Raw genomic sequence first — 12,949 nt, 5'->3', positions numbered from 1 at the left:
AGAAGAGAGGCTTCCATCCCACAGCAGGAGGAAATCGATGCAATCCACCACCAGAGAAGAGCAGCGTGCCGAGCTCCACAAGACCATATGGCGAATAGCCACCGAACTGCGGGGTTCCGTCGACGGGTGGGATTTCAAATCCTACGTGTTGGGTCTGCTTTTCTATAGGTTCATTTCGGAGAACCTGACCACCTATATAAACCAGGGGGAGCAAGAAGCGGGAGACCCCGGCTTTGATTACTCCCGGCTTCCCGATGACCAGGCGGAACTGGGGCGGGGTGATACCGTGCAGGAAAAGGGCTTCTATATACTTCCCTCTGAGCTGTTCACCAATGTGCGTGCCCGTGCACCGCATGACGAGAACCTGAACGAGACCTTGGAGCGGGTGTTCAAACACATCGAAGGGTCAGCCGTGGGCACGGCCAGCGAGGACGACCTCAAGGGGCTCTTCGATGATCTTGACGTCAACAGCAACAAGCTCGGCCCAACGGTTGCAGACCGTAACAAGAAACTGGTCCGCCTGCTGGATGCCATAGGAGACATGCAGCTGGGAATCAGCGAGGGAACGCAGATCGACACCTTCGGCGATGCCTATGAGTACCTGATGACCATGTATGCTTCACAGGCCGGCAAATCTGGTGGTGAGTTCTTCACCCCTCAGGAGGTTTCCGAGCTGCTGACCAGGATCGCCGTTGTGGGCAAGACCCGGGTGGACAAGGTGTATGACCCGGCCTGTGGTTCTGGTTCCCTCCTCCTCCAGTTCGACAAGGTCCTGGGCAAGGAGAAGGTGGGAGGGTTCTACGGCCAGGAAATCAACCTGACCACCTACAACCTGGCCCGCATCAACATGTTCCTTCACGACATCAACTATGAGCAATTCGACATCGCCCATGGAGACACCCTGACGGCACCGGCACACGGCGATGTGGAGCCATTCGAAGCCATCGTTTCCAACCCGCCCTACTCCATTCACTGGGAGGGCAAGAACAACCCCCTGCTCATTGATGATGAGCGGTTCTCCCCGGCCGGGGTGCTGGCCCCTCCTTCTAAGGCCGACCTGGCCTTCACCATGCACATCCTTTCCTGGCTGGCTGTGAACGGGACAGCGGCCATCGTCGAATTCCCTGGTGTGCTCTACCGTGGCGGGGCCGAGAGAAAGATCCGCAAGTACCTGATCGACAACAACTATGTCGATGCGGTGATCCAGCTGCCACCCAATCTCTTCTTTGGCACAACAATTGCCACCTGCATCATCGTGCTCAAGAAGTCTAAAAAGGACAACGCCGTACTCTTCATCGACGCCTCCGACCAGTTCACCCACTCGGGGAACAAGAACCAGCTCGATGTCGACAACCGCCAGCAGATTCTGGACTGGTTCACCCAGCGGCAGGATGTGGACCATAAAGCCAAGCTGGTACAGAACTCGGAAATCGGCGAGAACGAATACAACATCGCCGTATCCAGCTACGTGCAGCCCGTGGACACCAGTGAAAAGGTCGACATCCACGAGCTGAACCAACGCATTGAAAGCATCGTCAAACGCGAGCAAGAGCTGCGTACGCAGATTGACAGAATCATCGCCGATTTAGAAGACAAGTGATAGAAATTATCTGAGACTCGGGGGAAGATGCGAATATCGGACGTACTCGGCATGGAGCATGATTCCAACGACCATCAAGTAGAAGGATTCCTTGGTAAGTCGCCGATGAAACCTGGAACATCGCGGAAAATAAAAGCCGGGAAAGTGGGGCGTAACTATTATTGCCCACACTGCCGTTCCAACAGGACTTTTACATCTATCGAAGAGCTGACCTGCCTATTCGAAAATGAGCATCTTGTCAGTATTGACACCTTTTTGAGTTGCCCGACGTGTCCGCCAAATGCGCCTACAAACGTTGAAGCTTGGTTTTTAATTGGTTGTCGCGACACAGTCCTTTCTGCTTCCCCTACGGTCTATCTGCTTCAATGCAGCGAAAGGCTAACTGGGGGAATTTGTTATCCAAGAGAATCTCGAAAGGAGTTTGCAGATCTCTTGGAGAAGGCGGACCGCGCATACAGTAACCAACTCGGTGCCGGAGCGGTGATATATCTAAGGAAGATATTCGAGAAGGTAACATTTCAAACAGCTACTGCATGCGGCATCAAGATAACAAACCAGAAGAACAAGAGAATACCGTTTAGGAATACACTTGAAAAGGTTAATAAACAACATCCGATAATACCAGAAGAGTTTTCACGAAATGGATATCGATTATTTAGCGATCTCAGCGATGTCATACATGGTGACTTTGACGAAAATGTTGCACTTACTAAATATGAAAGCTTTAGACGCCTAGTGTGTGGGGTCCTTGACAATATTAGCAATAGTAAAGAGTTGTCTCAAGCAGTAACCAGATTAGGCTGGGACGATAACAAAGTAGCACATATTAGTGGTGGACCGGGGAATTATGCCTGAAATCAATAAAGTCAAAGCACTACAAGAGGAACCGGTACCTTTCTTGCCTCTAGAAGAGGTAGCGGAAATCCACAATGGCAAAACTGACAGACACTTAGCTGCAGGGAATGTCCCTGTATATGGGAGTGGCGGCATAATGCGATATGCCAATAAAGCAGCTAATAGTGGCCCTGCTGTACTCGTTCCTCGTAAAGGTTCACTCGCAAATATAATGTATGTTGACGGCCCATTCTGGACAGTAGACACACTTTTTTATACCCTTGCGAAGGATTTCATCAGACCAAAGTTCTTGTATTATTATCTTCTTACCCAACACATTGAGGATTTGAATCAAGCCGGTGGCGTACCAAGCTTGACGCAGGCCACATTGAAACGAATCCGTATTCCTGTACCTTCACTCAAAGTACAAGAAGAAATCGTACGGATCCTTGACACATTCACTTCACTGGAAGCAGAACTGGAAGCAGAACTGGAAGCAGAACTGGAAGCCAGACAAGATCAATACTGTTATTATCGCAATGACATCATTAGCAAATGTACCAATTCAAGCAAACGGATGCCACTTTCAGACATTGGAATGTTGATACGAGGGCACGGCATGACAAAATCTGACTTTACCGATAAAGGAATTGGTGCTATACATTATGGCCAGCTCTACACCACATTCGACACGGCGACTGACTCTGTCATATCATATGTTTCCCCAGCAATCGCTCAAAGCCTGCTTACAGTCAACCCAGGAAACCTGATCATAAGCAACACAAGTGAAAACCTTGATGACGTTGGTAAAGCTGTTGCGTGGTTAGGTAATAATCAAATTGTAACCGGCGGACATGCGACGGTACTCCGCCACAATCAGAACCCAAAATATCTCGCATACTGGTTCCAGACGCCGGATTTCCAACTCCAAAAACGAAAATATGCAGCAGGTACAAAAGTGATCGAGCTACCAGCAAAAGCACTCGAAAAGATCATGATCCCTCTCCCCTCATTATCTATACAGTCACGAATTGTGTCTGAACTGGATAAGTTCAGGTTATTAAATGTCAGCATGTCTTATGGCCTGCCCGCTGAGATCGAGGCACGCCATAAGCAGTACGAGTATTACCGGGACCGGTTGTTGACATTCAAGGAGCTGGATTATGAGTGAGGCGGCAACCCCTACATTCAATCCGATCGCCCTGTCGTCCGAAAGTACGGTGGTTGCCGAATATAAGGCTCTCGAATCCGAACAGACGGAGTACCAGACGGAGGCCGACCTTGAGAAGTCCCTTATCTCACTGCTGGAATCCCAGGCTTATGAGTATCTGCCCATCCATACCGATGCCGATCTGATCGACAACCTGCGTGCCCAGCTCGAAGAGCTCAACCATATGACCTTCACCGATGAGGAATGGGGACGATTCTTCAAGCACAGTATCGCTGACAGCAATGAAGGCATCAGGGAAAAGACCATCCGCATTCAACGGGACAGCGTTCAGGTGCTCCGCCGTGATGACGGCTCCACCAAGAACGTCGTGCTGATAGACAAGAAGGACATCCATAACAACAGTCTCCAGGTCATCAACCAGTATGTGGTGCCGGGCAGGACCGAGGGAGGCACGGCCAGGTATTCCAACCGCTATGACGTGACCATCCTGGTCAACGGCCTGCCCCTGGTGCACGTGGAACTAAAGAGACGTGGCGTGGACCTGCGCGAGGCCTTCAACCAGATCGACCGTTACCAGCGCGACTCCTTCTGGGCAGACTCCGGCCTTTTCGAGTACGTCCAGCTCTTTGTCATCAGCAATGGCACCCTGACCAAGTACTACTCCAACACCACCCGCCAGCAGCACATCAACGAAGCCGTCAAGCAGCGGAAGACTATACGGAGCCAGGCATCCAACAGCTTCGAGTTCACCAGTTGGTGGGCCGATGCCACCAACAAGCCGATCATGGATCTTAGGGCCTTCACCAGGACCTTCTTCGCCAAGCACACGATTCTGAACATCCTGACCCGATACTGCGTGCTGACGGCAGACGATACCCTGATGGTGATGCGCCCCTACCAGATTGTGGCCACCGAGCGCATCCTCCAACGCATCCTCGTCTCCACCAACGCCCATCAACTGGGTACGGTCAAGGCGGGCGGTTACATCTGGCACACGACCGGATCAGGCAAGACCCTGACCAGCTTCAAGACCGCACAGCTGGCAACCCAAATGGAGGGTGTCGACAAGGTTCTCTTCGTGGTCGACCGCAAGGACCTGGACTACCAGACCATGCGTGAGTACGACCGCTTCCAGAAGGGTGCCGCCAATTCCAACACTTCAACCAGGGTGCTGAAACGTCAGCTGGAAGATCCCAAGGCGCGAATCATCATCACCACCATTCAGAAGCTGTCCACCTTCATTCATGCCAACCCCGGCCACCCTGTATATGAGAAGCATGTGGTCATCATCTTCGACGAGTGCCACCGATCCCAGTTCGGTGACATGCATACGATGATCACCCGCTCCTTCAAGCGCTATAACCTCTTTGGTTTCACAGGAACCCCCATCTTCGCAAGGAACGCCGGCAGTGGCAAGAATCCCAAACTCAGGACCACTGAGCAGGCCTTTGGGGACAAGCTGCACACCTACACGATCGTGGATGCCATCAACGACAAGAACGTTCTCCCCTTCCGCATCGACTATGTAGACAGCCTGGGTGAGAACAACACTATCGACCCCACTGCCACCGTCCATGGCATCGATACCGAAAAGGCCCTCTTATCTAACCGCCGCATCTACCAGATCGTTAAATACACTCTCGAGCATTTTGCGCAGAAGACCCGGAGACTCGACTCCTACCAGCAATCGGTTGTTACCAACGTCCGTGATGTGATCTCATCACGGCGCAAGGTCGAGGAAGTCAAGCAATCTCGCCGCGTGCATGGATTCAACGCCCTCTTTGCCACCGCCTCGATTGAAGCCGCCAAGCGGTACTATATCGAGTTCCAACATCAGCAGGCCGATCTGGTCCCCGATGAAAGACTAAAGATCGGTCTCATATACTCCTACGCCCCCAACGGACCACAGACTGACGGAATACTGGATGACGAGGATTTCAGCACCCAGGACCTGCATAAGGATGATCGGGACTTCCTCGAAGACGTGATCGAAGACTACAACCATATGTTCGGGACCAGCTACGACACCAGTGCCGAGAAATTCCAGAACTACTACAAGGACCTCTCCATGCGGCTCAAGAACCGCGAGATCGACATGGTGATCGTAGTCAACATGTTCCTGACAGGGTTCGATGCCAAAACCCTGAACACCCTGTTCGTAGACAAGAACCTGAGAATGCACGGACTCCTCCAGGCCTTCTCAAGGACCAACCGAATCCTCAACTCGGTCAAGACATATGGCAACATAGTCTCCTTCAGAAACTTGGAGCAGGAGACCAACGAGGCCCTGGAACTCTTCGGCAACAAGGAAGCACGAGGACTCGTCCTGCTCAAGCCGTATGGAGAGTATCACAGGGAGTATGCCGACAAGGTTGCCAGACTGCTTGATTCCTCCCCGATCGGTCAACCCATCTCTGGAGAGCGGGCGCAGAAGGACTTTATCACCCTCTTCGGGAACATTCTCAGGTTGCAGAACATCCTCAACAGCTTCGATGACTTCCAAGGCGACGAAATCCTGTCCGAGCGCCAGAGCCAGGATTATCGCAGCATCTACCTGGACCTGTATGCCGAGTACAGGAAGGCCGGGGAGGCCGACAAGGAGAACATCAACGATGATCTGACCTTCGAGATCGAACTGGTCAAGCAGGTCGAGATCAATGTCGACTACATCCTGATGCTGGTGGAGCAATACCGTCAGAAGCATGGCAACGGGGAGGACAAAGAGATCCGCACGGAAATCAACAAGGCGGTGTCGGCAAGCCCCTCTTTGCGCAACAAGAAGGACCTGATCGACGACTTCGTAGACACAGTCTCGATGACGGGTGCGGTGGATGACCAGTGGCGTGAGTTCATTGAACGTCGGAAGAAAGAAGAACTGCAGGCCATAATCAAAGAGGAGCAGCTCAAACCTTCACCTACGGAGCGCTTCATGAACGAGGCCTTCCGTGAAGGTGCCCTACAGACCGGCGGGACCGCCATCACCACGATCCTTCCTCCTGCATCACGCTTTGTCCCTCAAGGAGGGCACGGGGAGAAGAAACAGAAAGTCATTGACAGGCTGAGCGGGTTCTTCAAAAGGTTCGACGGCCTGGGACCCGGCAGGAACTGATTCGGCTGAGCCGGTCACGCCCCGGGTCCCCACCGGCTGGCCGAGGCCCCTGGCCAGGGGCTTCGGCCATCACAACATCCGGCGGTAGATATCGATCTTCCGATCGATAAAGTCCATCTGGGTGCGGACCTTCCGCATCCTGCCCTCCAGCTCCCTGCGCTGCCGGTAGAGCATCTCCAGTCTTTGTGGCACGGTCGAGTCGCCCTCCCGACGCAGACGGGCGTACTCTTCGACCTGAGCCAGGGGCATGCCTATCTCCAACAGCCGCTGGACGAAGGCGATCCAGGCCAGGTCGCCCTCCGTGTAGTCCCTATGGCCCTCCGGCGAGCGCCCCGGCTCCAGAATCCCCCTGCGTTCGTAATAGCGGAGTGTGGAAATCGGCAAGCCCGTCCTGTCTGACACCTGACTGATTCTCATGCCCCTCCATTTGCCTTAAACCGTGGTTTACACCATACGCTGTGAAGCAGGCAAGAAGTCACAGGAGAAAGGAAGAACCATGGCGGAGTCACGATTTGAGCGGGGTTCACGGATATTGGCCTCCATTGACGGGCAGGGCGGTCAGGCGGTGGTCGATTCCCTGCAGGACATCGCACCCGAGCTGGGAAACTGGATCGTGGAGTTCGCCTTCGGCGACGTCTACGCAGACCCGACCCTGGATGCCCGGCAACGCGAGCTGGTGACCCTGGGCAGTCTGGTGACCCAGGGGGACACCGCTCCGCAACTCAAGGTCCATATAGCCGCCGCCCTGCATGTCGGCCTGTCCAGGGCCGAAGTGATCCAAGCGATCCTCCAGACGGCGCCCTACGTCGGTTTCCCCAGGGTCATCAACGCCGTCAACCTTGCGAGGGCGGTCTTCCAGAATGAGGATGAAGCCAAGGTCCATGAGGGCTAAAGAACCGTGCCGGCCACCAGATCCCGGTAGACCCTGGCGCTCCCCTTGGGGGTCCGGTCGTAGGTGCCGCCCGTACGGTCCACAGAGCACAGGCCCATGTGGACGTCGTATCCGCTGACCCACTCGAAGTTGTCGAGGAGGGACCAGTGGAAGTATCCCAACAGGGGCAGGCCGTCGCGGACCAGGTCGGTCAGGGGGGCCAGGGACCGCCTGAGGAAGCGTGATCTCAGGGCGTCATCCCTGGTGGAAATGCCGTGTTCGGTGACCACGATGGGCAGTCCTGTCAGCTGGTGGACATAGACGACCGAGCTGGCCAGGGAGGCTGGGCAGACCGGGGACCCGGCCTCGTTGACCTCCTGGCCGGGGGAGGGAGGAATCGGGCCCCTGTCGCCGAAGACCTCGCGCTCGTAATTCTGCACCCCGATGAAGTCATCCCCCCGGGTGGCGGCCACCCAGGGCTCATAGCAGGCCCGGCGCTTGGCCAGGGCCATCTGCCTGCCGGACGGGGTGACATAGGACTCGTCGATCACAGCCAGGGAGAGGCCGACCGGCAGGTCGGGCCTGGCGGCGCGAACGGCCTGGACCGCTGCCCGATGGGCCGTCATGAAGGAGGCCTCCAACTGGCCGACCTCCTCGGGCAGGAACACGTTGCCCGACCGATACCGCTCCACTCCGGCCTTGGCGCCGGCCGCGTGCAGGCAGGCCCGTTGGAGGTCGGTCACCTCCTTCGGCAGGGAGTATGTCAGAATCCTGGGCAGGTCAGGCTCGTTGAAGGTGACCGCCATGGCCAGGCGGTCACCCAGAGCTTCGATGACCCGGGTGCACTCGTCCGCGAAGAGGGAGGGGGCATCCGGGTTGAACCAGCCGGCCTTGGCCGCGAACCACCCGGGGGTGGTGAAGTGGCTCAGGGTGACCACCGGGGACAGGCCCCGCTCCAGGCAGCCGTCGACCATGCGGTCGTAGTGGTCCAAGGCCGACCTGTCGACACTTCCTTCTTCGGGTTCGATGCGGGACCACTCCACGGAGAAACGGTAGGCGTTCAGACCCATCCCTTTGACCAGGTCCAGGTCGTCAGCCCAACGCTGCCAACTCATGCAGGCCCTTCCGGCCGGTTCCTTGAAGACGGTGGGGCGCACCCCCTCGAGGAAGGTGGTGTCCGAGGCTTCATCCCCGCCGTCCACCTGGTGGCCGGCCGTCGATGCCCCCCACAGGAAATGTTCCGGCATGACAGCAGTCATGGAGCCCCTCCTTCTTGCCGTCGGCCAGGTCCGGCCGCGGCCGTTTCAACCACCATGGTACTTCCCCGCCGCCCTCTGCCGGGGCCCGCCTGCGAGGACGCGTCCACCCACAGACCAGCTCGCCGCCATACGCCACTTGCAGAGGGACCGCCTGCCTGCGGCCGGAACCGCGCCCGGTCAGGACCCGTCCGACGGCTATATAATTTCCAGTGGTGTCCGAAGGCGGACACCAGTTGTATTGAAAGGATGTTCCATGACGAACATACAGAAGGTCACCGTCGCCGGTGGCGGCGTGCTCGGCAGCCAGATAGCCTGCCAGTGTGCATTCAAGGGGAAGACCGTGATGGTCTACGACATCAACGATCAGGCGGTCAGACAGGCCGAGGAAAGGGTCAAGGCCCTTCGGGAATCCTACAAGCATGACCTCGGAATCACAGACGAGCAGTTCGATGCCGGACTGTCCAACCTCTCCTACACGGACGACCTGGCCCGGGCGGCCGCCGATGCCGACCTGGTCATCGAGGCCATCCCCGAAAAGCCGTCCATCAAGCATGACTTCTATGCCAGCCTGGCCAAGGTGGCCCCGGCGAAGACCATCTTCGCCAGCAATTCCTCCACCTTCGTCCCCTCCACCTTCGCGGGCGACACAGGCCGCCCCGAGAAGTTCCTCAACCTCCACTTCGCCAACCAGATCTGGCTGATGAATACGGCCGAGGTCATGGGAAGCCCGCGGACAGACCCCGACGTCTACAGGGAAGTGGTCGAATTCTCCAAGGAGATCGGCATGGTCCCCATCGAGCTGCACAAGGAACAGCCCGGCTATGTGCTGAACACCCTCCTCATGCCCTTCATCAAGGCCGGCGGATACCTGTGGTCCAACGGGATAGCCGACCCTCAGACCATAGACAAGACATGGATGATCGCCATGGGCTCCCCCAAGGGCCCCTTCGCCGTCCTCGACATGGTGGGCCTGCGCACCGCCTACAACATAACCAGCGAACGCATGGGCGACGACCCGCAATCCAAGCCCTTCCTCGACAAGATGAAGGCCATGATCGACCAGGGCAGGTTGGGCCTGGAGTCCGGCCAGGGCTTCTACCACTATCCGAACCCGGAGTACGAGGATCCCGACTTCCTCAAGTCCTGAAGACCGGAGGCATCCTCCGGAACCGATGGGGGACTGCCGTCCGGCCCTGGCTGGCCTGCCTGGGCCGGACGGCCGGACCGGTCAGTCGGCGGTGTCGGGCAACCCCCTGAGGAGGGTCCGGCAAGCTTCTTCGATCGCCCCTGCCTCCGGGAGGTAACCCTGCCGGGAAGCCACCTGGGGGAGGAGGGCGACATCGGCATCCAGCCACCGGGCTGCCCCCTCGGTGAAGGTCAGGTCGGCCCCCTCCCCCTGGTAGGCCTGCGACCCCGACGCCGCCAGGGCCTTTTCCAGTTTTTCCATGGCGGATGCCGAATCGATCAGATCTCTGATGGTGAGCATCGGGCCCTTGCGCGGGCAGACCTCCTCCATAGGGAGGTCCCAGGAATGACTGCCCTCGCCATACGTCCGGTCCGCGACTTCCGGCAGGCGGACCCGGGCCCGGATACCGACGGGCAGCACGGCCTCCAGGTGGAGGGTCTTCCCCCGCACCTCCCACTTCACGCGGATGAGACCGTAAGGCGTTTCCTGAGCGACTTCGACATGGGCCAGAGCCCTGTCAATCACCGGGGCGATGGACACCCTGCGCCAGCCGGCCTCCTCCATACGCAGACCGGCCAGCCCGGTCATCATCCAGTGGGCTATGGCCCCCAGGGCGTAATGGTTGAAGGAGGTCATCTGACCGGGGTTGATGGAACCGTCGGGAAGCATGGAATCCCAACGCTCCCAAACCGTCGTGGCCCCCATCCTCACCGGGTAGAGCCAGCTGGGACAGCGGTCCTGCAGGAGGAGGCGGACCGCCAGGTCCCCGTGGCCGCTCATGACCAGGGCCGGGCAGATCAGGGGCGTGCCCAGGAAACCGGTGGAGATGCGGAAACCGCTGACCCTGACGATGTCAGCCAGGCGGTCGCCGGCCCCTCTTCTTTGCTCCGGTGTCTCCAGGAGATCCCAGACCAGGGCCACCGCGTAGACGGAGGCGCAGTCGGAGAGGACGGCCCCTCCCTCGGTGACATACTGGTCCCTGAAGGCATGGCCGATCTGATCGGCCAGACGGCCGTAACGCCTCCCCTCCTCGGCCTGGCCCAAAGCCATGTGGGCCGCCGAAACCAGGCGGGCCGAATGGGCGAAGTAGGCCGTGGCGATCACATCGGGGTCGGCCTTGGACCGTCCCGGATCGTCCGGGGGAGCATCCGGGTCAAGCCAGTCGCCATATTGGAAGCCTCCCCTCCACAGGTGGGTGCCACGGGTGAGGGACTCGACCCCGTCCACGAACCTGTCCATCATGGGCAGGAAACGTCTGAGGACCCCCGCGTCGCCGGTGGCCTGGTAGACGGCCCAAGGGACCAGGACCGAGGCATCCCCCCAACCGCAGGTCAGCTTGGGTCCGTCCAGGACATCGGGGACAACCACGGGGATGCCCCCATCCGGCGCCTGGCTGCCAGCCACGTCCTCCAGCCAGGAGTCGAGGAAATCCCCGGCGTCATACAGGCTCATGGCCGTGGGGGAGAAGACCGCGATGTCTCCGGTCCATCCAAGGCGTTCGTCCCTTTGCGGGCAGTCGGTGGGGATGGTGATGAAGTTGGCCCTGGTGGACCAGCGGACATTCTCGAAGAGCCGATCCAGCTCAGGGCGGGAGCTGGAGAAGGAGGCCAGGGACTCCATGTCGGCCGAGACCACGCAGGCTTCAAGGTCCTCGGGGCGCAGGTCGTCGACCCCCTCCACCTGAACGTAGCGGAAGCCGTGCTGGGTGAAAATCGGTTCGAGGTCCTCCTCGCCGCCCGAGAGGATGAAACGGTCGGTGGCCCTCGCCTTGCGCAGGGGCCGCGTACCCAACTCCCCGTCCTCCAGGACCTCTGCATGCCTGAGCACAACCTGGTCCCCGGGCCGGCCGGATCTGACATGGAGGCGGACCCACCCGGCCACGTTCTGACCGAAGTCGACGATCTTGCCTCCGGAAGGGGTGAGGACAAGTCTGCGGCCAGGCAGACGGCGGATGATGACGGCGGGCGGAGCCTCCTGGGGACGGATCGCAGCACGGGGCATGGGGATGGTCTCGACCGGCCCTCCTGTGGCTGACGGGTTCAGCAGGGGGACGCGCATGTCCTGCATCTGGCCGTCGTACAGGTCGTTGGCCAGGATGGCGGAGGGCCGCCAGGTCCATCCGCCGTCGGTGGCCAGGCAATGGCCGCCTCGGGCATCCTCCCAGTCAAGGTTGGAAAGGAGCCACAGACGGCTCCCGTAAACCTCCGTCCGGCAGGTCCAGGTGAGCTGACCCCGGTACCACCCGTTGCCCAGGATGACGGCCAGCTCATGCTCCCCCGGGGTCAGGGACCCGGTGACGTCATAGGTCAAGGCGTTCAAGCGCTTCCGGTAGTCGGTCCAACCGGGGGTCAGCTGGTCCCGCCCGATCCTCCGCCCGTCCAGGTAGGCCGCAAAGATCCCGCCGGACGTCAGATGCAGGCGGGCCCGTGCGCACTCCCCCTCCACCCTGAACCGGACGGCCATGACAGGGGCCGGGTCCAACCTGCCCACTGGGGTGGCGGGCGTGATGGGGGCTCCCCGCCAGTCTTCATCCTTCAAGAGGCCGGTTTCCACCTGGGCCGGCGGCGACCATGAGGACCAGGCCCCGTCATGGCCGGCCACCCTTACCCTGACCCGGGCCGCCCGGCCAGAGCCCAAGGGGCGACCCGGCCAGGGACGGCAGACCTGCCCGTCACCTTCCAGATCATGGATTTCGGGGTCCCCTCTTCCATCCGATATCTCAACCTGGGCACCGGCCTGTTCCCACCCCTCGGGGGCCTTGACCACACGCCAGGAGAGGGAGGGCCTGGGATCACCGTATCCAAGGACCCTGTCCGCAGCCTGCCGGTGGCCGAAGCGCACCCGGGAGACCGCCAATGTCGTCGACTGCGTTGTCATCTTGGCTCCTTCACCTTGTTGGTATGTCCACAGACTACTCCG

The 12,949-nt window shown here is 58.9% G+C and carries 9 protein-coding genes; 6 read left to right on the top strand and 3 right to left on the bottom strand.

Going from position 1 to position 12,949, the window contains the following annotated elements; genetic code table 11:
- The first annotated feature begins 37 nt into the window (after window positions 1–37).
- The 4 genes from V6584_RS00505 to V6584_RS00490 are packed head-to-tail and all read left to right on the top strand — an operon-like array spanning window position 38 to window position 6,714.
- Window positions 38–1,600, top strand: coding sequence for a type I restriction-modification system subunit M (locus V6584_RS00505; RefSeq protein WP_340468512.1), 1,563 nt, complete (start codon window positions 38–40; stop codon window positions 1,598–1,600).
- A 51-nt stretch (window positions 1,601–1,651) separates the two neighbouring features.
- Window positions 1,652–2,455: a hypothetical protein gene (locus V6584_RS00500; RefSeq protein ID WP_340468511.1), complete on the top strand. Its 804-nt coding sequence runs from the start codon at window positions 1,652–1,654 to the stop codon at window positions 2,453–2,455.
- Window positions 2,448–3,605 (top strand): restriction endonuclease subunit S, encoded by a 1,158-nt coding sequence (locus tag V6584_RS00495; protein ID WP_340468510.1) that lies wholly within the window; start codon window positions 2,448–2,450, stop codon window positions 3,603–3,605. Before V6584_RS00500 ends, V6584_RS00495 begins: the two co-directional genes overlap by 8 nt.
- Complete coding sequence (locus V6584_RS00490) at window positions 3,598–6,714, top strand: type I restriction endonuclease subunit R (protein WP_340468509.1); 3,117 nt, start codon at window positions 3,598–3,600, stop codon at window positions 6,712–6,714. Before V6584_RS00495 ends, V6584_RS00490 begins: the two co-directional genes overlap by 8 nt.
- A 69-nt stretch (window positions 6,715–6,783) precedes the next feature.
- Here the strand turns inward: V6584_RS00490 and V6584_RS00485 are convergent, their stop codons facing one another.
- A complete protein-coding gene (locus V6584_RS00485; protein ID WP_340468508.1) occupies window positions 6,784–7,131 on the bottom strand; it encodes a MerR family transcriptional regulator in 348 nt (115 codons plus the stop codon).
- 79 nt (window positions 7,132–7,210) lie between these two features.
- Here V6584_RS00485 and V6584_RS00480 point away from each other — a divergent pair, with 79 nt between their 5' ends.
- Window positions 7,211–7,606 carry a carboxymuconolactone decarboxylase family protein gene (locus V6584_RS00480; RefSeq protein WP_340468507.1) on the top strand — a complete coding sequence of 132 codons (396 nt, stop codon included), beginning with the start codon at window positions 7,211–7,213 and terminating at the stop codon, window positions 7,604–7,606.
- Here V6584_RS00480 and V6584_RS00475 read toward each other — a convergent pair.
- A complete protein-coding gene (locus V6584_RS00475) occupies window positions 7,603–8,844 on the bottom strand; it encodes a glycoside hydrolase family 1 protein (protein WP_340468506.1) in 1,242 nt (413 codons plus the stop codon). The two genes, V6584_RS00480 and V6584_RS00475, sit on opposite strands and share 4 nt — an antisense overlap.
- A gap of 253 nt (window positions 8,845–9,097) precedes the next feature.
- Here V6584_RS00475 and V6584_RS00470 point away from each other — a divergent pair, with 253 nt between their 5' ends.
- On the top strand, window positions 9,098–9,991 hold the full coding sequence (locus tag V6584_RS00470; protein ID WP_340468505.1) for a 3-hydroxyacyl-CoA dehydrogenase: 894 nt from the start codon (window positions 9,098–9,100) through the stop codon (window positions 9,989–9,991).
- 81 nt (window positions 9,992–10,072) lie between these two features.
- On the opposite strand, the gene V6584_RS00465 is transcribed toward V6584_RS00470, so the two are convergent.
- Window positions 10,073–12,907: a family 78 glycoside hydrolase catalytic domain gene (locus V6584_RS00465; protein ID WP_340468504.1), complete on the bottom strand. Its 2,835-nt coding sequence runs from the start codon at window positions 12,905–12,907 to the stop codon at window positions 10,073–10,075.
- Between the last annotated feature and the right edge of the window lie 42 nt (window positions 12,908–12,949).

The organism is Bifidobacterium favimelis (assembly GCF_037963085.1).
GTDB classification, from domain to species: Bacteria; Actinomycetota; Actinomycetes; order Actinomycetales; family Bifidobacteriaceae; genus Bombiscardovia; species Bombiscardovia favimelis.
The sequence above is the reverse complement of the archived record's forward strand: the minus strand, read 5'-3'. Positions and strand labels throughout refer to the sequence as shown.

What these genes read in the sequence shown, in the direction of transcription:
- V6584_RS00505 (WP_340468512.1), top strand. Translation starts at nt 38, where the DNA reads ATGCAATCCACCACCAGAGAAGAGCAGCGTGCCGAGCTCCACAAGACC.
- V6584_RS00500 (WP_340468511.1), top strand. Translation starts at nt 1,652, where the DNA reads ATGGAGCATGATTCCAACGACCATCAAGTAGAAGGATTCCTTGGTAAG.
- V6584_RS00495 (WP_340468510.1), top strand. Translation starts at nt 2,448, where the DNA reads ATGCCTGAAATCAATAAAGTCAAAGCACTACAAGAGGAACCGGTACCT.
- V6584_RS00490 (WP_340468509.1), top strand. Translation starts at nt 3,598, where the DNA reads ATGAGTGAGGCGGCAACCCCTACATTCAATCCGATCGCCCTGTCGTCC.
- V6584_RS00485 (WP_340468508.1), bottom strand. Translation starts at nt 7,131, where the DNA reads ATGAGAATCAGTCAGGTGTCAGACAGGACGGGCTTGCCGATTTCCACA.
- V6584_RS00480 (WP_340468507.1), top strand. Translation starts at nt 7,211, where the DNA reads ATGGCGGAGTCACGATTTGAGCGGGGTTCACGGATATTGGCCTCCATT.
- V6584_RS00475 (WP_340468506.1), bottom strand. Translation starts at nt 8,844, where the DNA reads ATGACTGCTGTCATGCCGGAACATTTCCTGTGGGGGGCATCGACGGCC.
- V6584_RS00470 (WP_340468505.1), top strand. Translation starts at nt 9,098, where the DNA reads ATGACGAACATACAGAAGGTCACCGTCGCCGGTGGCGGCGTGCTCGGC.
- V6584_RS00465 (WP_340468504.1), bottom strand. Translation starts at nt 12,907, where the DNA reads ATGACAACGCAGTCGACGACATTGGCGGTCTCCCGGGTGCGCTTCGGC.